We start from the raw sequence: 19,757 nt of genomic DNA, 5'->3' as shown, positions 1-19,757 counted from the left end.
TTTATTTGTCTGTGTTTTCAGCATTGTCGAGCGTTAAATTGATACCGCACTAAAATTCGTAAAGGAATAATAGGCTTAGGAGTTATACTACCCAAAAAATAAGTCAAATATAGTTGCGTATATAGTAAACCTTGTTGATGTTTGGTTAAGGTCTATAGACGCTATAAACCAGCTGCTTTAGATGGTCTTAAAGGTGCATAAACGTTAACAATAGAATCTTGTAATGTAGTTATTCTTTAAGGTATGCTTTTTATGAAGTACCAGAGACTATTGATAAATAAATTGGCAGGGTTTTAGCCTTATATTTATCTTTTTTATATCGTTGAATTCAGATAATTTCGATACAAGAAAACCGAGCGCAAGCTGTACATTAGTATGGTTAGCGAAGATGAAGATGTAGCGGGTTTATATAGATTTGATGATGCGACTATTTTTTATATAACTATAAGGCTACCTACCATGTTACCAACTCTAAGCTCCCCGACTAAAAAACCTTATCACTCATTGCTAGTAGGCGCATCAATGGGTCTAATGGCATTAACGCTCAGTCAAACGGCTGCTGCTATCACGACCAAAAACGTGACCTATACGGTCGATGATAAAGCGTACGAAGGCTATTACGCCAAGGCGGACAAAGCTAATGCACCTTTTATCTTATTGATTCATGATTGGGATGGTCTAACTGACTATGAGCGCAAACGTGCTGATATGTTAGCGGCTGAAGGCTACAACGTATTGGCGGCCGATATGTTTGGACAAGGCATTCGCCCTACTTCTATCGAAGAAAACAAACGCCTAACTGGGGAGCTATATGATGATCGTAATAAAATGCGTCGCATATTGGCAGGGGCATTAACAGCTGGACAACTACAAGGCAATGATGTGCGTAAAGGCACGACCATGGGATATTGTTTCGGCGGTACGGTTGCGTTAGAGCTAGCACGCTCAGGTTTTGAGCAAAAAGCCTTTGTACCCTTCCACGGTGCCTTCGATATTCCAACTGGTCAAAGTTATGACAAAACTACGGGAGAAATCCTAGTATTCCATGGCTCTGCTGACCAATCTGTCTCGCTAGAGAGCTTTGCGACTTTGGGCAAGACCTTAGAAGCAGCCAAAGTACCTCATGAGATGGTTACCTACAGCGGCGCGCCACACGCCTTTAGCGTGTTCGGTAGTGATAGATACGATGCACGTGCAGATCAGCGCTCTTGGAAGCGTTACTTAGATTTTTTAGCAGAAGAATATAAATAATCCAGTGGCACAAGTCGAATAAGTAATAATACAAGCAAGCCCAAACAAAAAGACACCTTAATAAGATCTAATAATGATCCATCAAGGTGTCTTTTTGTTTATTTAATTTTTGCTAAAGCTTTAACTATTTAGCTTTTTTGAAATACCAATAGCTGGTTATTGGCAGGCATCGCATACGTTTTAGAAAGTTGTAAATGATGAGCATTTGCTAAACTAACGACATCTTCTTTATCGCGAATGCCGCTATCAGGATTACCTGCTCTCAACATCGCATCAAATCGCTGATTCCCTTCACTGGTATAGTTACCATGCTCATTAAAAGGACCATATATAATCAGCTTGCCATCCACAGGTAGCACCTCACCAACCAATGCAAATAACCGCTCCACCAAAGCCCAGCTAATGATATGCAAAGTATTGGCTGTAAATATCACATCATAAGGTTTGGCTATATCACTGCTATTTAAATGATTACTATCTAAATGACCACCAACAGGTACAGAGTCATGCGCTAAATCAAACGCTAATGGTGAATATAGATTGGGTGCAGGATACGCATTGTGCCAAGCGATTATAGGACGGTGATTACTAATGACATCACTGGTTTGCCAAGATATCTCAGGCAGATTAGGAGCAAAGTAAACACTATGCTGACCTGTCCCAGAGCCAATCTCTAGCACATGACTAAAGCCTTGTAGCTCTGTTTGAAGTACTTTTAGAATAGGCTGCTTATTATTTTCACACGCTTGAGAAAACGGCAATGCAGAAATATCTACTTTACTATTTGAATTATCACTATCCAGATTATTGTCATGCATCACTATCCTCCCAGACCGTTTGTTATGCTCTCAGTATTGATAGCAGTAGATGAACAAGCACTGTCTATGACCAACCTAATGCCCGCCAAACAACTAGACTACTAGTAAATACCTGCCTCTACCCCAGCAGCAAGCGTCATAGCAAGCTCTTCTACTTGCTCAGCAAAGCTATCTTGCCAATCGCCCTGTAGTATCAGCGCCTCTTGAATCCATGACCAACGTAACCCCGTCGTAATCGTTTTGAGCGCAAGCTTGGTACCTGTACCATCATGCCCTGCCCGTATATATACCGCAAATGGCATGCCTTGCTTCTCTTCTAGCACGGGATAATAGCAACGATCAAAAAAGTCCTTGGTCAGCCCTGCCATATACGCCAGATTCTCAGTCGTACCTAGCAGTAACGCATCAGCAGCCAACACGTCTTCAGGCTGCGTATCCTGCGGTGATTTCAAAATGACAGTGATATCTATATCAGGATGATTGGCACCGTCATAAGCTGCCTGCGCCAATTTCTGAGTATTGGGCGATGGCATATGAGCGACGATGAGTAAAGTCTTAGTAGACATATTAGGCGTCTGTGCCATTGTTAAACACTAGATTTTGAGTAATGGCAGGATCCAAGCTATTGCCTACTGGACAGGTCAACGCGGTTTTATAAAACCGTTTTAAGGTACTCTCGTCCAATGCCTTAGCGAAATTGACTACAACGTGTATTTCACTCACACGTCTTGGTTTCGCCGCCATGACTTTGGTAACTTCTGCGGTCGTACCTGAGATATCGATGTCCATCGCTTCGGCTTTGATACCAATAATTGTTAAGATACAACTACCCAAACTGGTCGCTAGTAAATCAGTCGGTGAAAACGCTTCGCCCTTACCATGATTGTCTGTCGGCGCATCAGTGATGATTTGATTATTCGACTGTAGGTGAATGGCTTGGGTGCGTAAATTGCCTTGGTAGGTTACTTTTGAGGTGGTCATAATCTTACCTTAGTTTATTAAACTAGCTGCCTGAGAAATAAAGATGCTGTGATAGTTATTTGATAGATGCTAAGATAGCGAGCATTTGTGCAAACATTAGTTCTGTAAAGGAAATTGTAATATGTATGTGTATGAGCTCTCAGAATACCAAGTTTATCAATTAAAATCGATAGACCCAGCATTAGGTGGTAACTGGAAAACCATTCTTATCAGTATTTTGCCGCAGCTCGATATACCCAGTCGTAAAAGTGTGTACGAAAAAATATTATCAAAAAGGAACATTAGCCCAAATTTTACTTATATCATTCCAGATGATTTGAGAAGTTTGTTATCTAAAACAGCAATTCGTCATCGAGAGCTAAAAGCAATTGCTATACAGATGTTGAAATTTATTGAGTCCAAGCCGGATTCATATGATGCTATTGAACTTGCTGATAAAGTAGAGGCGATGATCGATTATCTTAACCGTATTCATATAGGTGATCATATTTTAGACCAAAAAAGTCGTGAAAGTATAAAAAAAGCATTTTTATACGATTTAGCATTTTGGATCGATAATGTAAATCTTATAGTACAACCTGGTATAAGGCACTTAAATACTGATATCGTAAAAACATACTTTAAAGAAGTATTTATTAAGCAAAAGATTCAGGGGCGAGACTTTCGCGCATGGGATTCTACTGATATAGACTTTCAGGAACAAGACAAATTACCTGATATTATAAAAAGAGAGGCAAAGCGTAAAAAGTTCTTTGTCATTGAAAGTGAGCGTTACTGGTTTTTAATAGGTATTGCCGACAAATCAAGACAAAATCCTTATTCTATTAAACGTTTTTTACATGAAGATGGCGGTAGTAATGATCTATTTGTATATCTGACACACGTTGTCATTAGAAAAGAGCTTATAGATGAAGAACGTTATATACGACACGTTAAATACTGTACAAGTCGACTATACACTTTGGATGCTGGTGTATCAGACACAATCATCAAATTTATAGCAGAAGCACAACATCTCTGTAAGACACAAATTATACCTCTACTCAAAAAAGAATTGAAAAAAGACGGCGAAGAGACAGAGTATCATATCAGTAAGCGTATGAATGACTATGAGCACCAAATCACAATTTCGATTTTGAATAAATTACCTAATATAATTAATAATGCAGTCACTGATAGTGATGATCGATAGAGCCCATCTCAGATTCTGTGTAACTGCCATTTAGATTAAATGCCTGCTTATACGATCATCAAACATAATCATAAAGCGATTCAAAGCAGACGTCCAGTTACGAATGGGCATCGACCACTTTTTGGATGCCTGCTGGGTGGCTAAGTACACCACTTTAAATGCTGCCTGATCAGAGGGGAACACCTTACGCTTATTCACCGCTGTTCGAATCACGCTGTTCAATGACTCAATAGCATTGGTGGTATAGATGGCTTTTCTGATGTCTTTAGGGTAATTAAAGAACACCGTTAAGCCCTCCCAGTTATTGCGCCAAGACTTGACCACATGCGGGTATTTCTCGCCCCACACCTCATCAAAGTGCTCAAGATTGGCCTCTGCCATCTCAAGCGTATCAGCGCCATAGATGGCCTTTAAATCAGCCGCTACGGCCTTCTTATCCGTCCATGGTACGAACTTCATGGAGTAACGCACCATATGCACGATACACAGCTGAACCTGAGCTTTAGGATAAACCGTATTGATGGCATCGGGGAAGCCCTTTAAGCCATCGACACAAGCGATTAAGATGTCTTGCACCCCGCGGTTTTGAAGCTCGGTAAGAACGCCCAGCCAGAACTTAGCGCCTTCATTCTCTGAGAGCCACATACCAAGCAGCTCTTTTTTACCGCTAAGATTGATGCCTAGGGCTAAGTAAATGGCTTTGTTGATGATCTGCTTGTCTTGACGTACTTTGACGACGATGCAGTCTAAATAGACGATAGGATAAACACTGCTCAGTGGCCGGTTCTGCCAAGCGGTGATGTCGTCTAAGATATTATCGGTGACTCTTGAGACAAGAGAGCTTGAAATGTCGACATCGTAGAGCTCTTTAATGCTCTCTACGATCTCAGTGGTGGTTTGACCCTTGGCGTAAAGGAATATGATTTTATCATCGAGACCTGAGATACGGGTTTGATGCTTACTAACGAGTACAGGCTCAAAGCTGCTATCACGGTCTCTTGGGGTAGAGATTTCAAGATCGCCTGTATCACTGCGGACGGTCTTTTTAGTGTGTCCGTTGCGCTTGTTTGGTTTATCTGCTTTCTCATGCTTGGGGTAGCCGAGATGGTCTTCCATCTCAGCCTCTAAGGCAGTATCGATAAAAGATTGCATGAGCTGCTTTTGGAAGTCTTTGATGTTATCAAAGCTTTTCATGCTACCAGCCATTTGCTCGGCCAGTTTTTTAATGTCAGATTGAGTAGTCATTGCTTATTCTCCTGTTAATGGATTATAAGCAGTTACACAGTTTTTAGGAAACTCCCGGTTTTTGTTTTGGCTTAGTTGGGATATGATTTCTCTGTTTCATGTGTCTAGCTCCATAATTTACCGTAACTTGATTGCTGCGGCTGGTATGGATTTATTTTATGAAATAGGGTAGTTCGATAGTTCTATATAGAAAATGGCAGAGTTCTATAGAACCTCATCAGCTTTCTTTAGCCATTTTGCAATGAAGTCTTTTTTAACAGAGAGTCCTAACGCCTCAGCCTTAGCTTGAATAAGCTTATTAAGTTCTCCATAAGGATCGGCTAAGTGTTCTTTATCATATTCAGCCATTTTAATAAGTGTGGTGACTAACGCTTGCATAGAACCTACACTTTTATGGTGTGTTGGCTCGTCATTAGCTGACTTGTCTACTATTTCAGTTTTGGCTTGTGCTAGTCGGTTTTCAAGTTCGGCTACTTTGTCCTGTGCTTTGTTATGATAAGTAGTAAGCTGCGCTACTTGCTCTTGAAGTTCATTAATAATTTGTTTGTCACTCTTAAATCCTGTTTTTTGCTGTGGAAGCTCTCCTCTTGATGCCATTGTAATAAGCTTATGAAAGTTACGAGCTTGTGAGTTCTCGCCATACTCATCTATTATAGACTGTTCTTGCTTGGCTCTTTCAGCCTCACTTACGACATTAGTGTCTATTAGTTTAAATGTTCTTATCCCGTCTTTAGGCTCTTTTGCTGTTACCATATCATCGCCAGTCACGCTATAATCTAGCGTCCTACCTTTCTCTAAAGGCAAGTTGAGCTTCTTTAAAAAGCCAATTTTCTGCAATTCTTCCAAACTATAATAAAAGTCTATTTCAATAGGCTCATAAAAATCTAAATCTGCATCATCATCTTCTAGGCAATCATCATAAAAAGAATTACAAAACATCATATAGTCGAGAAAGCCATCTTTTGCGATCTCATGAAATAGCGTACTGGTTTTATACTTACGATCAATATCGTTGCACGAATAAATGCGGTAATGTCGGTCTATGTAATATTCGTTTACTAGCTCATCAAAATTGTTATACAGCAAAAAAGATACGATCTCTTGAATTGGCTCTCCTAGCTTATACGACATGAAACATAAGAAATCTTTTGGTGATATATAGCAGTTCGCTTTCTCTCTTGCTTCATCTAGTACTCCCACAATTCACACCTCTACACCCTTAAAACAAAGTAGGTACAAGGCAGTGCCAGCCTAAAGGTGTATGAACGGCTGGATTTCGATTACTTGTCATGCCTTGCAAGATTTTTATTATTGTTTGCTCAATCAAAACATCATAAAACCACCCATCAAATTTAGCACAAAAAAAAGCCAACCATTGAAAACAATGATTGGCTTTTCTTATTACTGCTATGTTTGGTCGGAACGGCAGGATTTGAACCTGCGACCACTACACCCCCAGTGTAGTGCGCTACCAGACTGCGCTACGCCCCGAGTGACTGACTATTTTACGCAAAATTATGTATATTGCAAGGGCTATTTATAGCAGCCAAACTCTACAATATTATTCTGCCTAGCATAGTCAGTATAATTGCTTAGCAGCCAATGTTAACCCAATAATTCTTTTAGAATTTGGTTCACTTGCTGTGGGTTTGCACTACCGCGACTGGCTTTCATGACCTGACCGACCAGACCGTTAAAGGCTTTTTCTTTACCGCCGCGATATTCTTCTACCATCGCTTCATTTTTTGCGATGACTTCTTCGACCATCGCTTTGATAGCACCAGTATCGGTTTCTTGCTTGAGGCCTTTGTCTTTGATGATTTTATCTGCTGCATCATCACCATCGCCGCCTTCGCGCTCATATAGAGCACTAAAGACTTTTTTAGCCAGTTTGCCAGATAGCGTGTCATCTTTGATACGCTTGAGCATGCCAGCCAATTGCTTAGCGCTGATAGGGGAGTCGATGATGTCGGTGTCATCTTTGTTCAGTGCGCCGAGCAAGTCGCCCATGACCCAGTTGCCAGCCATTTTGGCATCTTGCTGACCGATTTCAGCCACCACATCTTCGAAGTAGTCAGCAATTTGACGACTACCAGTCAAGATACGAGCGTCATATTCTGACAGACCAAGCGCTTCTTCAAAACGTGCACGGCGAGCGACAGGTAGCTCTGGCATAGCTGCTTTGATCGCATCAACAGTATGCTGCTCGATTCGGACAGGTAGCAGGTCAGGATCAGGGAAGTAGCGATAGTCGTTGGCGTCTTCTTTGGTACGCATGGTACGCGTTTCGTCACGCTCTGGATCATATAGCATCGTCGCTTGAACGACTTTGCCACCGTCTTCCAAGATATCGATTTGACGTTCGATTTCACGATTGATAGCACGCTCGATGAAGCGGAATGAGTTTAAGTTCTTTAGCTCAGTACGTGTACCAAGATCATCACCAGGTTTACGTACAGAGACGTTACAGTCACAGCGGAATGAGCCTTCAGCCATTACTGCGTCTGAGATACCTAGCCAAGTAACTAGCTGATGAATGGCTTTAATATAGGCAAGTGCTTCGTGGGCTGAGCGCATGTCTGGTTCAGAGACGATTTCGATTAGTGGTGTACCTGCACGGTTAAGATCCACACCGGTCATACCGTCGACTGCGTCATGTACAGATTTACCTGCATCTTCTTCTAGATGCGCGCGAGTAATCCCCATACGTTTCGGATACTCGTTCTTTTCGCCTTCGTTGACCACGACATCGATGTAGCCTTCACCCACGATAGGATTGGCCATCTGAGTGATTTGGTAGCCTTTAGGTAAATCAGGATAAAAGTAGTTTTTACGGTCAAACGTATTAAACAGACCCAGCTCAGCATTGACACCGATACCGAATTTTAATGCGCGATCGACCACACCAGCATTTAGCACTGGTAATACGCCAGGCAAACCCAAATCGACGATGCTAGCTTGGCTGTTTGGCTCATGACCAAAATCAGTCGGCGCACTTGAGAAAATCTTACTTTCCGTATTTAGCTGGCAGTGAATCTCGATACCGATGACCACTTCATAGCCATCGACAAATAGCTCTTTACGCACGGCGTGTTCACGGACGGCATTGTTATCAGTAGTAGCTGTACTCATTATACCGTCTCCTTTGCGATGGTAGAGTGTTGTAGGTGATGGTCGGTATGCTGCTGGAACAGGTGCGCAGTCGTGAGCAGCTGACTCTCTTGCCAGTGCTTACCGATTAATTGCAAGCCAATAGGTAGGCCTTCTGTCGTCAAACCAACTGGCTGACTGAGTGCAGGTAGACCCGCTAGGTTGACCGCGATGGTATAAACGTCACCCAAATACATCGTTGCAGGATCTAGGTCTTCACTGAGCTTATAGGCCGCAGTCGGTGCAGTTGGGCTAGCAATCACATCACAGCTAGCAAATGCTTCATCAAAGTCTTTGACGATTAAGCGGCGAATCTTCTGTGCTTTGGTATAGTAAGCATCGAAATAACCAGCTGATAGCGCATACGTTCCTGTCAAGATACGGCGTTGTACTTCAGGGCCAAAGCCTTCAGAGCGTGAGCGTGTGTATAGATCGATAAGATCGGTTGGGTTTTCACAGCGATAGCCAAAGCGTACACCATCGAAGCGTGATAGGTTCGATGATGCTTCAGCAGGTGCTAGCATATAGTAAGTGGCAAGCGTAATCTCAGGATCAGTGATGTTTACTTCTACAATCGTTGCGCCCAGCTCTTCGTATTTTTTTAGTGCGGCACGTACTGCTTGCTCAACTTCGCTATCAAGCCCTGTACCGAAGTATTCTTTGGCCACACCAATACGTAAGCCAGCAAATGGTTTGTCACCAGCAGCGGCTTCTGCATCATTGATGTCTTGTACGTAGTCAGGCATCTCGTACTTGATAGAAGTGGCATCGCGTGGATCATGACCAATCATCGGTTGGAGCAGATAGGCGCAATCTTTAGCGCTGCGTCCCATGCTACCCGCTTGATCTAGACTTGAGGCGTAGGCAATCATACCAAAGCGTGACACACGGCCATAAGTAGGTTTGATACCCGTTAGGCCACAGAATGAGGCAGGCTGACGAATAGAGCCTCCTGTATCACTACCGGTAGCAACAGGGACAAAACCAGCGGCAACAGCAGCAGCACTACCACCTGACGAGCCACCAGGCACGCGCTCTAGATTCCAAGGATTCTGTACAGTGCCGTAGTAAGAGCTACTGTTATCTGAGCCCATCGCAAACTCATCCATATTGAGCTTACCTAAGCTAATCATGCCAGCTTTGTCGATGTTAGAAACGATAGTCGCGTTATATGGTGAGACAAAGTTATGTAGCATCTTTGAGCCACAAGTGGTCAGTACGCCCTGAGTACAAAAGATGTCTTTGTGCGCCATTGGTACGCCAAGTAATGGACGCTGATCGCCCTGTGCACGCATCTCATCAGCTGCCTGTGCCTGTGCGCGGGCAGTTTCAGAGGTATGAGTGATAAAGCTATTAATCTTGCTGTCGAGCGCGTCTATGCGCTTGATGTAATGTTCGGTCAGCTCAAGGCTGCTAAATTGTTTGTCTTGCAAGCCAGTAATAAGCTGCTCGGTACTTAATAGATGAAGTTCAGACATAAGGTGTCGTCCGTCAAAATGTTAATAGCATAAAATAAAATGAGATAATGGCAAATGCGTGATTATATTATTCAGCCACTATTATTCAATCACCTGAGGCACTAGATATAAGCCTTCTTCTACGGCAGGTGCGACTGACTGATTACGCTCACGATTGATGTCGTGTTTTGCCACATCAGCACGCAACTCTTGGCAAGCTTCATGGATATTGGCTAGTGGCTTGATGTCTGTGGTATCAACGTTAGATAGCGTATTCATCAGTTTTAATACTTTACTGATATCATCAGCGTAGCTATCGGCTGTACTTTCATCGACACCTAGGCGGGCAAGGTTGGCAACTTCTAGGATTTCTTCACGGCTGACGTTGCTGTCAGACGTTGCTGGCTGCTGAGACATAGTTTCTCCAGTTAAGGACAGTTTTTGTTAGAGTAGTTGATTACGAAAACGAAAATACGTAAGCGCTAAAATAGAAACAATTAAAATAGAAACAAATAGTAAGTGGGCTTATTATAAAGCATCTGACTCAAGTTTACAGAGTATGACGCTTGATTGATGCACAATCTCAACCAAGAAACTGAATTGATAAAGACGTAATATTAAATAAGATATGGTGCTAGCCGAGCCATAATGCCAATTAAGACACAATGATTTACAGAGAATTGCAAAACTGACCCCCTAATTCATCATTGTTCCTCAATTGCTCTCCAATTAGCTTCTAAAATACGTTACAGTATGCATCTGCTATTAAGCAAAACATTCATCTGCCTGTAGAGCCTTGTTAGTTATCAGATTAAATGATGTTTCATTGAGTTGAATGATATTCACTACTATTTCAAACTTTGTAACAACTTTTGGCGTCTAAGACAAAAATCCTTACTGACTGATGCAAATATCTATGTTTTTTTTGAGCTAAATCGGTATAATTTAGCTCAGTTTTTTCATTTCATCATTATTGTTTGGATTTTGACTTGTTGGGATGATTAACTGTTGCCACAAGTAATGTTTAACGACGACCTGCTCAATACTGACGAGTAACACCTCAGTCAATCTCATTCGCCTCATTCGTAAGACGCTGGATATATTAGTCATGAACCTGTTTGGATTTTTATCAAATAATATCGCTATCGACCTCGGTACTGCGAACACCCTAATTTTTATTCCTAATAAAGGCGTCGTGCTTGACGAGCCTACGGTGGTCGCGTTACGAAGCAATCGTACTCAGAACCCGACCGTCGCCGCTGTTGGTATCGATGCCAAGCAGATGCTAGGTCGTACGCCTGCGAACATCACAGCAATTCGCCCGTTGAAAGACGGTGTGATTGCTGATTTTGAAGTGACGCAAAAAATGCTTAAGCACTTTATCGCTAAAGTAAAAGCCAAGCGTTTTATGGCACAGCCTAACGTCGTGGTTTGTGTACCATGTAAGTCTACTCTAGTTGAGCGCAAGGCGATTCGTGAGGCAGTATCATCAGCAGGTGCGAGCAAAGTACTATTGCTAGAAGAGCCGATGGCTGCGGCTATCGGTGCTGGTATGCCAGTTCATGAAGCCAGTGGTTCTATGGTGGTGGACATCGGTGGTGGTACGACTGAGATTGCTGTTATCGCACTATCTGGTTGCGTATATGCTGAGTCGATTCGTATCGGTGGCGATATGTTTGATGAAGCGATCATCACTCATGTACGCCGTACGCATGGTTGTGTCATCGGTGAGACAACCGCTGAGCGCATCAAAAAAGAAGTCGGTTCTGCATTGAATGAAGACAGCCAACTAGAAGTAGAAGTTCGTGGTCGTAGCATGGCAGAAGGTGTGCCAAAGACCTTTACTGTCAATTCAGAAGAAGTGCAAAAAGCGTTGACTGATCCATTGAGCGGTATTGTTAGCGCTGTAAAAGTAGCACTTGAGCAGACTCCTCCAGAGTTATCATCGGACATCGCTGAGCGTGGCATTGTATTGACAGGTGGCGGCGCACTATTACGTGACTTAGACAAACTTATCTCGCAAGAGACCGGTTTGCCAGTAACGGTAGCAGAAGACCCGTTGACCTGCGTTAGTCGTGGCGGTGGTATCGCGCTTGATTTCATCAATAACAAAAGTTTAAACATGATTTTTGTTTAAGTCATCTTTATTCTTAATTGCCCTATAGTCTTGGCAATATATGATGATTTATGTGAATGATGAAACTATAAATATAGTCGGTTTAATATAATTTGGATATAAGGAAGGCAAGCGAAAGTACTACAAATAGTAGGCTGAGCGAGACTAACACCGTATCTAATTTATATAAAATTGACTATATATAAAATTAAAGGTAGCCGATTGTGCTACCTTTAATTGCATTCATTTGTGCTAGAACCCAATATCCTCGATAAACACTCATGCTATAAATAAGTGCTATTGTTCATTTTAGAATCCTTAAATCAGACGACTTATGACTCCAAGTATTTTTGCGCGCCAGCCGTTATCACTTCGTAAGACTGTTATCGTATTGATAGCAGCCTTAATTTTGATGTGGTTTGATAGCAAAAACTCTGATTGGTTCAAGCCAGTACGTAGCACCAGTCATGCCGCCATGCAGCCAATCTATGAGCTGTCTCTATTACCAAGCTATGCCAAGCATTGGGCTGGTGGCAGCCTGCAGTCAAAAGAAGCACTGCGTCGCGAAAATATGCAGCTAAAGTCGCAATTGATACACGCGCATGCCAAGCTACAACAGCAAGATTATATCTTGGCGCAGAACGCACGTCTGCAAGGTATCTTATCTACCACCAAGCCTGAGCAGTTTGATCTTAATTTGGCGCAAGTCATCGGTACAGATACCAATTTGCTCAGACAGATTGTGGTGCTTAACAAAGGTGAGCAAGATGGCGTACAAGTTGGGCAAACGGTCATCGATGAAGATGGTGTATTAGGACAGATTATCAATGTCTACCCGAATACTAGCCGTCTGTTGTTGATTACAGATGAGCAGCAGTCAGTTGCGGTTACTGTCAAGCGTACCGGTCAGCGTGCTATCGTCACAGGTCAAGGCATTCCATCCTCATTAAGTCTCAATTACGTATTCAAAACATCGGATGTGCGGGTAGGTGATGAGCTAGTGTCGTCAGGATTGGGCGGTCGTATTCCGGCAGGTTATCGAGTAGGGCGTATCGCGCATGTCAAAGACGAGCAAACTGATAACTTTAGAACGATCGAAGTTACTCCAGCAGCTAACTTTATTGACAATGCCTATGTATTAATACTTCAAGACAAGCTGCTAAATGAGAATAATGCTGCTGCTATTGCTCCATAGATAATGACGTAAGCCACAGTATTGACGGCTAATTAGCTGGCTTATTGATGTTTTAAAGCTTTCCATTTATGGTATTCACCTTGCCAATATCCAATCAACAATATCACAGCAACTATCAAACACTCGCTAAGGTAAGTACCCATGTCGTATCCTGATTCTGAGAATGCCACGGTACTATTGATAGTTGTGATTGTTCTAAGTTTCATCGCTGCATCATCACTCAATGTCTATCCATTAAGCCCAAGCATGGCCACATTGCGTCCCATGGTCATGATCATGGTGCTGATTTATTGGTTGCTGTTTCAGCCGCGCTATGTGGGTATTTTCACCGCATTCACAGTTGGACTAATTGCTGATTTATTAATGGATACCCATTTAGGGCAGCAAGCTTTTGCCGCTGTTGTAGTTGCACTGGTTATTAAAATTACCAGTATCTATGTCAGACAGTTGAATACCGTTAGCGCTTGGTTAATTGCTAGTCTAGGGCTGATTGTCTTTCAGTTAAATCTATGGATACTACAGATGTTTATTCAAAACGTCTTTGTCGCCCAGTCTGCTGTGTCATTGTTTATGAGTATCATTAGCTGGCCACTCGTACTGTTTGCTTTACGCAAGTTTTCACGTTGATAAATTATCAGTTATCAAGATTACTTTGTTTAACAGCTTAGCTTGCTCTGTATACAATACTGTACAACCACACACATCATAAATTTATAAATGAAGAGAAGATTGATGGATATCGTTTTGGCGTCTGGCTCTCCGCGTCGTCGTGAGCTACTAGAAAGAGCGCAACTAGACTTTACTATCTTAAGCGTGGATATTGATGAGACACCGTTAGATAATGAGTCGCCAACAGACTATATCGAACGCATGGTCGCAACCAAAGCCGATGCCGCGATACAACAATTAAGCGACACCTCTCAAGCAAATCACGATAGCCTTACATCACCGTTTATTATTTTGACTTCTGATACCATCGGTGTACTGTCAGACGGTAAGACAGTCTTGGTCAAGCCTATTGATCGCGAGCACGCATATAGTATGTGGCAGCGTATGTCTGATAACGTCCACGAAGTATGGACTGCCGTTCAAGCGACTCAAGTACAGCTATTGCCTATAGCAGAACGAAGCCCATCAGAACCTACACATTCCTTACAAATTATTAACCAGCAGCGAATCACTGAACGTACGGAAGTGACTTTTATACCACTGACGACACAGATGATGAGCGATTACTGGGATAGTGGCGAACCTGCTGATAAAGCAGGTGGGTATGGTATTCAAGGACTGGGTGCGGCATGGGTCAGTCGTATTAATGGCAGCTATACCAATGTCGTTGGTCTGCCACTGGCGCAAACGCTGGCACTAATCAAAGAAATGACAGAAGGCAGTAAGGACACAGTCAACCCGTTATAATGGGATATGCACATAATGACACGGTAGGGTAATGGGCAAGAGCAAGTCGCATTTGTTACACTGTCAATCTAATAGGCGATGACCGTCTAATAAGAAAGCTGAGAGATAAGAGAAAAAACTATGTCCGAAGAGCTGCTGATTAATATTAGTCCAATGGAATCCCGTGTTGCGGTTTTAGACAATGGTATTTTGGGCGAGATTTATATTGAACGACATCACAAACTGGGGTTGGTCGGCAATATCTATCTAGGGACGGTCGTACGTGTCCTTCCTGGTATGCAGGCAGCCTTCGTAGATATTGGTCAGTCACGGACCGCATTTCTACATGTTAATGATATGCAGCGTGAACCACGCCCCGTTGCAGAAAAAAACAAAGCGGCTAAGGCCACTAAGCACGAGATAAATGAGGACGATGCCACTGCCAACGCTTCTGCTGATAGCTTGGCTGTGACACCGCCTATTGTCAGTGCGCAAAGCACAGAAATAGTACCAGCGTCTAAAACTTTGATTCAGCATCGTTTGCATGAAAGTCAGCGTATTTTGGTACAGGTAACTAAAGACCAGCTGGGGAGCAAAGGTGCTCGTCTAACGACTAACATCTCACTACCATCACGTTATCTAGTATATTTGCCATCGAGTGATCATATTGGTATATCGCAGCGTATCGATGGTGAAGAAGAGCGTAGCCGATTAAAGACTGAGCTTAGTAGCTTGATGCAGACGGTCAATCTAAAAGGTGGACTGATTGCCCGCACTGCAGCCGAACGTGTGCCTGTCGATAAGCTAGAAGAGGACATCTATTATCTATTGCAGCTGTGGCGTACTATCTGTGCTCGTCGCCAAGAGATTAATCATCATCAGAGCTCAGAGCTGATCTATCAAGAACTGTCATTACCATTACGTTCTATCCGTGACTTGGTTCACGCTGATACCGAAAAAGTCATCATTGATAATACGCAAATCTATGAGCAAGTCAGATATTTTGCCAAAGAGTTTGTTCCCTTCGTCTATGATCGTATCGTGCATTACACCGCTGAGCAGTCGTTGTTTGATGTACACCGTGTCGAAGACGACTTACGTGATGCACTAAAGCGCCGTGTCGATCTAAAGTCTGGCGGCTATCTGATTATCGATCAGACCGAAGCTATGACCACGATTGATGTCAATACAGGTTCTTTTGTAGGCGGTCGCTCATTAGAGGATACGGTTTATAAGACTAATCTAGAAGCCACACATGCTATCGCTCGACAGTTGCGCTTACGTAATCTAGGCGGCATCATTATTCTAGATTTTATCGATATGCTTGAGCAACAACACAAAGATGATGTGCTTGAGAGCTTACAGGCGCAGCTTACCCAAGATTATGCAAAAACTAAGATTACGCAGGTCAGTGAGCTTGGATTGGTAGAAATGACACGCAAACGCACGCGTGAATCGTTGGGTCAGCAGCTCTGTGAGCCGTGCTCAACTTGCCAAGGTCGCGGGTTTGTCAAAACCGCAGAGACCGTTTGTTTTGAGATTTTCCGTGAGATTATGCGCTGCGCACGCACTTATAACTCTCCTAAGAAATTCACAGTGGTGGCTCATGCAGCAGTCATTGATTTACTACTTACAACAGAGTCAGATACAGTGGCTGATTTAGAGTATTTACTGGGTAGGGTGATTACTTTTGATGTAGAGAACCTATATACCCAAGAGCAGTATGATATTGTTTTAGATTAATATTATTCAAAACAAATGATAATTTTAGATGAAAATATTTGTTTGGTTAATGGCCAGTATAAGAAGGAGCATCTCTAATGATACTAGAGATTGCTCTTGCAATACCTAAAATACTATGTATAATATACACCACTGAATTATATATGCGCAGCTGAATAAAAAAAGCTGGCGCTATGACAGCTAGAGCATCGTTTCTAGCACTATTTCATTATGCCTTTGCTACTTTCCATTTAATAGGAGGGTTGGCGGGGCTTTAAACTATTTTGCTTTTGGCACGCTATAAGTTCGGATAAAGAACTCATTCTGGTTAAGAACAGAAGGCCGCTTTAAGTGAATATTTAACCAAACTGCTTTTGATCATGGTCTTGCGACGCAAGAATGACAAAGGCACATATTAGGAGCTTGCTGGCATGGCTAACCAGAGAATCCGTATCCGTCTTAAGTCTTTTGATCATCGTCTGATTGATCAATCTGCACAAGAGATTGTTGATACTGCAAAGCGCACCGGTGCGCAAGTTTGTGGTCCTGTACCGTTGCCGACTCGCATTGAGCGCTTCAACGTTCTAACCTCACCACACGTTAACAAAGACGCTCGTGACCAGTACGAAATCCGTACTCATAAGCGTATGGTTGATATCGTTCAGCCAACTGACAAAACTGTGGATGCGCTAATGAAATTAGATTTAGCGGCGGGTGTTGACGTTCAAATTGCTTTGGGTTAATGCACATTAAACACCCAACCCATTAATATAAGATATAAAGAGGTCTAAAATGGCGATCGGTTTAGTCGGTAAAAAGTGCGGCATGACCCGTGTCTTCACTGAAACAGGCGCATCTATCCCTGTAACAGTTGTTGAGGTCGATGCAAACCGCATTACTCAAGTAAAAAATACTGATGTAGATGGTTATCAAGCCATCCAAATTACCACAGGTACTCGTCGTGACAGCCGCGTAACAGCTGCACAAAAGGGTCACTTCGCTAAAGCTGGTGTTAAAGCTGGCCGTGGTGTTTGGGAATTCCGTGCCAACGAAAGCGATCTTGAAGGTCGTGAGATTGGTGGCGAGATTCTAGCTGACTTGTTCGAACAAGGTCAGATGGTTGATGTGACAGGACAGAGCAAAGGTAAAGGTTTCCAAGGCCCTGTTAAGCGTCACAACTTTAGTATGCAAGATGCTACTCATGGTAACTCAGTGTCTCATCGTGCGCATGGTTCAACTGGTCAAAACCAGTCACCAGGTAAAGTATTCAAAGGCAAGAAGATGGCGGGTCAGATGGGTAACAAACGTGTTACCGTTCAGGGCCTAGAAGTGATTTCGGTTGATGCCGAAAAAGGGTTACTTGTCATCAAGGGTGCTATCCCAGGTGCCACCGGTGGCGATGTTATCGTACGTCCGTCAGTCAAAGCCTAAGCAAGGGGATTAACGTGGATTTAAAAACAGTTACAGGTGCGGCGGTTGAGCTTTCTGATACGGCATTTGGTCGTGAATTCAACGAAGCACTAGTGCATCAAGTCGTCACCGCTTATTTAGCTGGTGCTCGCCAAGGTACACGCGCACAAAAAACACGTGCCGAAGTTTCTGGCGGTGGTATTAAGCCATGGCGCCAAAAAGGTACTGGTCGCGCTCGTGCGGGTTCTATTCGTAGCCCAATCTGGCGTTCAGGTGGTCGTGCATTCGCTGCAAAACCACAAGATTGGTCACAGAAAGTAAACCGTAAAATGTATCGCGGTGCGATGCAGTGCATCCTAGCAGAATTGATTCGTCAAGAGCGTCTGATTTTGGTAGAAGAGTTGAGCGTTTCTGGGCCGAAAACCAAAGAACTGATTGCTAAGTTAAACGATTTGAATGCACCTCGTGCACTAATCGTTACTAAAGAAGTTGATGAAAACTTATACTTAGCTGCTCGCAACATTCCACACGTCAATGTACTTGGTACAAATGAAGTGGACCCAGTGAGCTTGATCGCATTTGATAAAGTGATCATGTCAGTTGAAGCTGCGAAACAATTTGAGGAAGCACTAGCATGAATAACGCAAGACTTTATCAGGTCTTAAGAGGGCCTGTATTCTCAGAAAAATCTCAAATGCTTGGCGACTCACTTGGTGTGCAGGTATTTAAAATTGATTCTAATGCTACTAAGCTTGAAGTCAAGAAAGCAGTTGAGTTGATGTTTGAAGGTGTTGAAGTCACTAAAGTAAACACTTTGAATGTTAAAGGTAAGACAAAGCGTTTTGGTAAAAGCATCGGCCGTCGTAACGACTACAAAAAAGCCTATGTTACCTTAAAAGCTGGTCAAGATGTACAAATGGCTGATGCTGGTGAAGAAGTAGCGAATACTACTGATTCTACTAGTGAAACAGCGAATAACGAATAAGGATTACACTCATGCCTATCGTAAGAGCAAAGCCAACATCACCAGGCCGTCGTTTTGTTGAAAAAGTAGTGCATCCACACCTGTACAAAGGTCGTCCGTTTGCAGCACTTCTAGAATCAAAAAGCAAGTCAGGTGGTCGTAACAATAATGGCCGCATTACTACTCGTCACATTGGCGGTGGTCATAAGCAACATTATCGCATTATCGATTTCAAACGTACTAAAGACAATATCCCAGCAACGGTAGAGCGTATTGAATACGATCCTAACCGTACTGCTCATATTGCTCTACTTAAGTATGCTGATGGCGAACGTCGTTACATTATCGCTGCTAAGAAACAAGTAGTTGGTGATACAGTAATGTCAGGCGAGACTTCTCCAATTCGTCCAGGTAACTGCTTACCGCTAAAAAACATCCCATTGGGTACTGTGATTCACAATATCGAACTTAAAATCGGTAAAGGTGCACAGATGGCTCGTTCTGCGGGTGCTAGCGTTCAGTTACTAGGTCGTGACGGTGTTTATGCTATTCTACGTATGCGTTCTGGCGAAACTCGCCGTGTACACGTAAATTGCCGCGCTGTTATTGGTGAAGTTTCTAACACTGAAAACAACTTGAAATCACTTGGTAAAGCCGGTGCTTCACGTTGGCGTGGTGTTCGTCCTTCTGTTCGTGGTGTCGCTATGAACCCGGTTGATCACCCACACGGTGGTGGTGAAGGTCGTAACAAAGGTCGCCATCCAACCAGCCCTTGGGGTCAGAAGTCTAAAGGACTTAAAACGCGTCACAATAAGCGTACTGACAACATGATCATCCGCCGTCGCGCCAAGAAGAAATAAA

Annotated in this window: 21 protein-coding genes and 1 tRNA gene; 12 read left to right on the top strand and 10 right to left on the bottom strand. The window is 43.0% G+C overall.

Annotated elements, in window-relative coordinates; all coding sequences use genetic code 11:
* Positions 1-459 precede the first annotated feature (459 nt).
* On the top strand, positions 460-1,251 hold the full coding sequence (locus JMX07_RS00265) for a dienelactone hydrolase family protein (RefSeq protein WP_201605195.1): 792 nt from the start codon (positions 460-462) through the stop codon (positions 1,249-1,251).
* Between the two features lie 128 nt (positions 1,252-1,379).
* Here JMX07_RS00265 and JMX07_RS00260 read toward each other — a convergent pair whose 3' ends face one another.
* The 3 genes from JMX07_RS00260 to JMX07_RS00250 all read right to left on the bottom strand — a co-directional run bounded on the left by JMX07_RS00260 (position 1,380) and on the right by JMX07_RS00250 (position 3,050).
* Positions 1,380-2,069 carry a DUF938 domain-containing protein gene (locus JMX07_RS00260; protein WP_201605193.1) on the bottom strand — a complete coding sequence of 230 codons (690 nt, stop codon included), beginning with the start codon at positions 2,067-2,069 and terminating at the stop codon, positions 1,380-1,382.
* A gap of 101 nt (positions 2,070-2,170) precedes the next feature.
* Complete coding sequence (locus JMX07_RS00255) at positions 2,171-2,635, bottom strand: flavodoxin family protein (RefSeq protein ID WP_201605191.1); 465 nt, start codon at positions 2,633-2,635, stop codon at positions 2,171-2,173.
* 1 nt (position 2,636) lies between these two features.
* Positions 2,637-3,050 (bottom strand): OsmC family protein, encoded by a 414-nt coding sequence (locus tag JMX07_RS00250; RefSeq protein ID WP_201605188.1) that lies wholly within the window; start codon positions 3,048-3,050, stop codon positions 2,637-2,639.
* Positions 3,051-3,171: 121 nt separating this feature from the next.
* On the opposite strand from JMX07_RS00250, the gene JMX07_RS00245 reads away from it, so the two are divergent.
* On the top strand, positions 3,172-4,242 hold the full coding sequence (locus JMX07_RS00245; RefSeq protein WP_201605180.1) for a hypothetical protein: 1,071 nt from the start codon (positions 3,172-3,174) through the stop codon (positions 4,240-4,242).
* Positions 4,243-4,272: 30 nt separating this feature from the next.
* Here JMX07_RS00245 and JMX07_RS00240 read toward each other — a convergent pair whose 3' ends face one another.
* The 7 genes from JMX07_RS00240 to JMX07_RS13650 all read right to left on the bottom strand — a co-directional run bounded on the left by JMX07_RS00240 (position 4,273) and on the right by JMX07_RS13650 (position 11,168).
* Complete coding sequence (locus tag JMX07_RS00240; RefSeq protein ID WP_201605178.1) at positions 4,273-5,487, bottom strand: IS256 family transposase; 1,215 nt, start codon at positions 5,485-5,487, stop codon at positions 4,273-4,275.
* Between the two features lie 204 nt (positions 5,488-5,691).
* Positions 5,692-6,687, bottom strand: a complete 996-nt coding sequence (locus JMX07_RS00235) for a hypothetical protein (RefSeq protein WP_201605176.1) — start codon at positions 6,685-6,687, stop codon at positions 5,692-5,694.
* Positions 6,688-6,901: 214 nt separating this feature from the next.
* Positions 6,902-6,978, bottom strand: a tRNA-Pro gene (locus JMX07_RS00230).
* Between the two features lie 114 nt (positions 6,979-7,092).
* On the bottom strand, positions 7,093-8,619 hold the full coding sequence (gene gatB / locus JMX07_RS00225) for an Asp-tRNA(Asn)/Glu-tRNA(Gln) amidotransferase subunit GatB (RefSeq protein ID WP_165598254.1): 1,527 nt from the start codon (positions 8,617-8,619) through the stop codon (positions 7,093-7,095).
* On the bottom strand, positions 8,619-10,115 hold the full coding sequence (gene gatA, locus JMX07_RS00220; RefSeq protein ID WP_201605174.1) for an Asp-tRNA(Asn)/Glu-tRNA(Gln) amidotransferase subunit GatA: 1,497 nt from the start codon (positions 10,113-10,115) through the stop codon (positions 8,619-8,621). Before gatA ends, gatB begins: the two co-directional genes overlap by 1 nt.
* A gap of 81 nt (positions 10,116-10,196) precedes the next feature.
* On the bottom strand, positions 10,197-10,511 hold the full coding sequence (gatC, locus tag JMX07_RS00215; protein WP_057758683.1) for an Asp-tRNA(Asn)/Glu-tRNA(Gln) amidotransferase subunit GatC: 315 nt from the start codon (positions 10,509-10,511) through the stop codon (positions 10,197-10,199).
* Between the two features lie 528 nt (positions 10,512-11,039).
* Positions 11,040-11,168, bottom strand: a complete 129-nt coding sequence (locus JMX07_RS13650) for a hypothetical protein (RefSeq protein WP_261863515.1) — start codon at positions 11,166-11,168, stop codon at positions 11,040-11,042.
* 34 nt (positions 11,169-11,202) lie between these two features.
* On the opposite strand from JMX07_RS13650, the gene JMX07_RS00210 reads away from it, so the two are divergent.
* The 10 genes from JMX07_RS00210 (at position 11,203) to rplB (ending at position 19,756) form a co-directional block, all read left to right on the top strand.
* Positions 11,203-12,231, top strand: coding sequence for a rod shape-determining protein (locus JMX07_RS00210; RefSeq protein ID WP_082624553.1), 1,029 nt, complete (start codon positions 11,203-11,205; stop codon positions 12,229-12,231).
* A 313-nt stretch (positions 12,232-12,544) separates the two neighbouring features.
* Positions 12,545-13,405 (top strand): rod shape-determining protein MreC, encoded by an 861-nt coding sequence (gene mreC, locus JMX07_RS00205; protein WP_102077941.1) that lies wholly within the window; start codon positions 12,545-12,547, stop codon positions 13,403-13,405.
* 141 nt (positions 13,406-13,546) lie between these two features.
* Positions 13,547-14,032, top strand: coding sequence for a rod shape-determining protein MreD (mreD, locus tag JMX07_RS00200; RefSeq protein WP_102077940.1), 486 nt, complete (start codon positions 13,547-13,549; stop codon positions 14,030-14,032).
* Positions 14,033-14,137: 105 nt separating this feature from the next.
* Entirely contained in the window at positions 14,138-14,821 is a 684-nt protein-coding gene (locus tag JMX07_RS00195; protein WP_201556164.1) for a Maf family protein, read from the top strand.
* Positions 14,822-14,941: 120 nt separating this feature from the next.
* Positions 14,942-16,543 carry an Rne/Rng family ribonuclease gene (locus JMX07_RS00190; RefSeq protein WP_102094166.1) on the top strand — a complete coding sequence of 534 codons (1,602 nt, stop codon included), beginning with the start codon at positions 14,942-14,944 and terminating at the stop codon, positions 16,541-16,543.
* 410 nt (positions 16,544-16,953) lie between these two features.
* A complete protein-coding gene (gene rpsJ, locus JMX07_RS00185; RefSeq protein WP_010196670.1) occupies positions 16,954-17,265 on the top strand; it encodes a 30S ribosomal protein S10 in 312 nt (103 codons plus the stop codon).
* 49 nt (positions 17,266-17,314) lie between these two features.
* Positions 17,315-17,953 carry a 50S ribosomal protein L3 gene (rplC, locus tag JMX07_RS00180; protein ID WP_057758696.1) on the top strand — a complete coding sequence of 213 codons (639 nt, stop codon included), beginning with the start codon at positions 17,315-17,317 and terminating at the stop codon, positions 17,951-17,953.
* 14 nt (positions 17,954-17,967) lie between these two features.
* The gene (gene rplD / locus JMX07_RS00175; RefSeq protein WP_057758698.1) at positions 17,968-18,570 is read left to right on the top strand and encodes a 50S ribosomal protein L4; all 603 of its coding nucleotides are present in this window, start codon (positions 17,968-17,970) and stop codon (positions 18,568-18,570) included.
* Entirely contained in the window at positions 18,567-18,917 is a 351-nt protein-coding gene (gene rplW, locus JMX07_RS00170) for a 50S ribosomal protein L23 (RefSeq protein ID WP_057758700.1), read from the top strand. Before rplD ends, rplW begins: the two co-directional genes overlap by 4 nt.
* A gap of 11 nt (positions 18,918-18,928) precedes the next feature.
* Positions 18,929-19,756 (top strand): 50S ribosomal protein L2, encoded by an 828-nt coding sequence (rplB, locus tag JMX07_RS00165; RefSeq protein ID WP_057758702.1) that lies wholly within the window; start codon positions 18,929-18,931, stop codon positions 19,754-19,756.
* The last annotated feature ends 1 nt before the right edge of the window (position 19,757 follow it).

The sequence above is a fragment of the Psychrobacter immobilis genome, from assembly GCF_904846235.1.
Classification (GTDB): domain Bacteria; phylum Pseudomonadota; class Gammaproteobacteria; order Pseudomonadales; family Moraxellaceae; genus Psychrobacter; species Psychrobacter immobilis_C.
This window is presented reverse-complemented; position numbering and strand designations above follow the sequence as displayed.

Excerpts from the sequence above, each read along its gene's own strand:
- JMX07_RS13650 (WP_261863515.1), bottom strand. The coding sequence starts at position 11,168 with ATGAGATTGACTGAGGTGTTACTCGTCAGTATTGAGCAGGTCGTCGTT.
- mreC (WP_102077941.1), top strand. The coding sequence starts at position 12,545 with ATGACTCCAAGTATTTTTGCGCGCCAGCCGTTATCACTTCGTAAGACT.
- rplC (WP_057758696.1), top strand. The coding sequence starts at position 17,315 with ATGGCGATCGGTTTAGTCGGTAAAAAGTGCGGCATGACCCGTGTCTTC.
- rplW (WP_057758700.1), top strand. The coding sequence starts at position 18,567 with ATGAATAACGCAAGACTTTATCAGGTCTTAAGAGGGCCTGTATTCTCA.
- JMX07_RS00240 (WP_201605178.1), bottom strand. The coding sequence starts at position 5,487 with ATGACTACTCAATCTGACATTAAAAAACTGGCCGAGCAAATGGCTGGT.
- gatB (WP_165598254.1), bottom strand. The coding sequence starts at position 8,619 with ATGAGTACAGCTACTACTGATAACAATGCCGTCCGTGAACACGCCGTG.
- JMX07_RS00260 (WP_201605193.1), bottom strand. The coding sequence starts at position 2,069 with ATGCATGACAATAATCTGGATAGTGATAATTCAAATAGTAAAGTAGAT.
- JMX07_RS00210 (WP_082624553.1), top strand. The coding sequence starts at position 11,203 with ATGAACCTGTTTGGATTTTTATCAAATAATATCGCTATCGACCTCGGT.
- JMX07_RS00250 (WP_201605188.1), bottom strand. The coding sequence starts at position 3,050 with ATGACCACCTCAAAAGTAACCTACCAAGGCAATTTACGCACCCAAGCC.
- JMX07_RS00195 (WP_201556164.1), top strand. The coding sequence starts at position 14,138 with ATGGATATCGTTTTGGCGTCTGGCTCTCCGCGTCGTCGTGAGCTACTA.
- JMX07_RS00190 (WP_102094166.1), top strand. The coding sequence starts at position 14,942 with ATGTCCGAAGAGCTGCTGATTAATATTAGTCCAATGGAATCCCGTGTT.
- JMX07_RS00245 (WP_201605180.1), top strand. The coding sequence starts at position 3,172 with ATGTATGTGTATGAGCTCTCAGAATACCAAGTTTATCAATTAAAATCG.
- gatC (WP_057758683.1), bottom strand. The coding sequence starts at position 10,511 with ATGTCTCAGCAGCCAGCAACGTCTGACAGCAACGTCAGCCGTGAAGAA.
- rplB (WP_057758702.1), top strand. The coding sequence starts at position 18,929 with ATGCCTATCGTAAGAGCAAAGCCAACATCACCAGGCCGTCGTTTTGTT.
- JMX07_RS00265 (WP_201605195.1), top strand. The coding sequence starts at position 460 with ATGTTACCAACTCTAAGCTCCCCGACTAAAAAACCTTATCACTCATTG.
- gatA (WP_201605174.1), bottom strand. The coding sequence starts at position 10,115 with ATGTCTGAACTTCATCTATTAAGTACCGAGCAGCTTATTACTGGCTTG.
- mreD (WP_102077940.1), top strand. The coding sequence starts at position 13,547 with ATGTCGTATCCTGATTCTGAGAATGCCACGGTACTATTGATAGTTGTG.
- JMX07_RS00255 (WP_201605191.1), bottom strand. The coding sequence starts at position 2,635 with ATGTCTACTAAGACTTTACTCATCGTCGCTCATATGCCATCGCCCAAT.
- rpsJ (WP_010196670.1), top strand. The coding sequence starts at position 16,954 with ATGGCTAACCAGAGAATCCGTATCCGTCTTAAGTCTTTTGATCATCGT.